2 protein-coding genes are annotated in these 1,352 nt (G+C 68.1%); both read left to right on the top strand.

The features are described 5' to 3' along the window. Positions 1–103: 103 nt before the first annotated feature. Positions 104–940 (top strand): IS5 family transposase, encoded by an 837-nt coding sequence (locus ACNPQM_RS44115; protein ID WP_418088411.1) that lies wholly within the window; start codon positions 104–106, stop codon positions 938–940. Next, on the top strand, positions 937–1,352 hold a 416-nt coding region (locus ACNPQM_RS44120; RefSeq protein WP_418088412.1), incomplete at its 3' end, for a hypothetical protein. The genes ACNPQM_RS44115 and ACNPQM_RS44120, both read left to right, overlap by 4 nt.

Consider the following 1,352-nt stretch of genomic DNA (forward strand, 5'->3'; position numbering starts at 1 on the left):
AGAGGGCGGTATGTGACGTGATGACGTACTTGTCGTCACCGGAACGTGTGGGACGGCCGCATCCGCGCTGACCAAGAGGGTCCGGCCGTGCTGGAGTGTCCGGGTGAGCGACCGCCAGCCCTACAAGAGCGACTTATCCGACGAACGCTGGGCCCTGATCGAGCCCGTGATCACCGCATGGAAGGCCCGGCACCCCTCCGTCAGCGGCCACCAGGGCAACTACGACATGCGGGAGATCGTCAACGCCCTGCTGTACCAGTCCCGCACGGGCTGTCAGTGGGACTACCTCCCTCACGACCTGCCGCCCGCCGGAGCGGTGAAGTACTACTTCTACAAGTGGCGCGACGACGGTACCGACCAGACCATCCACGATCTCCTGCGCTGGCAGGTCCGGGAGAAGAAGGGCCGGCCGGCCGACCCCAGTCTGGTGGTGCTCGACACCCAGAGCCTGCACGCGGCCGCCGGGGTGCCCGCGGTGACGACTGGACGGGACGCGGCAAAAAAAGTGCCAGGCCGCAAGCGCGGCCTGGCTGTTGACGTGCTGGGCCTGGTGATCGCGGTGGTGGTGCTGGCTGCCTCCGCCCACGACAACGCCGCCGGCATCGCACTGTTGGACAAGGTGGTGGCCGGGACCGAGCCGGGGACGGTGAAGAAGGCCCTGGTGGACCAAGGGTTCAAGACCGCCGTCGCCGACCACGGGGAGAGGGCGGGCATCAAGGTCGAGGTGGTGAAACGCAACCCCGGCGACAGCGGATTCGTTCCGCAGCCCAAGAGATGGGTGGTGGAGCAGACGAATGGGATCTTGATGCTGCACCGCAGGCTGGTGCGCGACTACGAGCATCGGCCCGCGTCGGCCGAGTCGAGGGTGTACTGGGCCATAAGCGACCGGATGTCGAGGATGCTGACCGAATCCTCCACCCCCACCTGGCGCGGCGCATGACCGGCGGGGAGTTCACCTTCGGGGCGGTGCTGGCGCGGCTGGAGGAGCGGGAGCGGGAGATCACCGCGCAGGCTGAGGCAGCCCGGGAGCGCATCGCGGAGCTGACCGCGCTGCTGGACGGGTTCGACACCGCCGCCGAGGAGATCCGGATCACCCGCAAGACGCTGCTGGAACTGCCCGATCCGCAGCCGTCCGCGCCGCCGGCCGTGAAGATGCCGGACCATCCGGCCTACCAGCAGATCCTGGCGGTGTTCGCCACGGCCGACGCCCCGCTACGGGCGCGGGCGGTGTGCGAGGCGATGGATCTGACGGTCGCCCCCAACAACATCAACAACGTCCGCCTGAAACTCAAGAGGCTGGCCAAGCGCGGAATCCTGACCGAAACCGAGCAGGGCTTGTTCACCCAGCCGCG

It is taken from the genome of Streptomyces sp. NPDC056231, from assembly GCF_048270745.1.
Classification (GTDB): Bacteria; Actinomycetota; Actinomycetes; order Streptomycetales; family Streptomycetaceae; genus Streptomyces.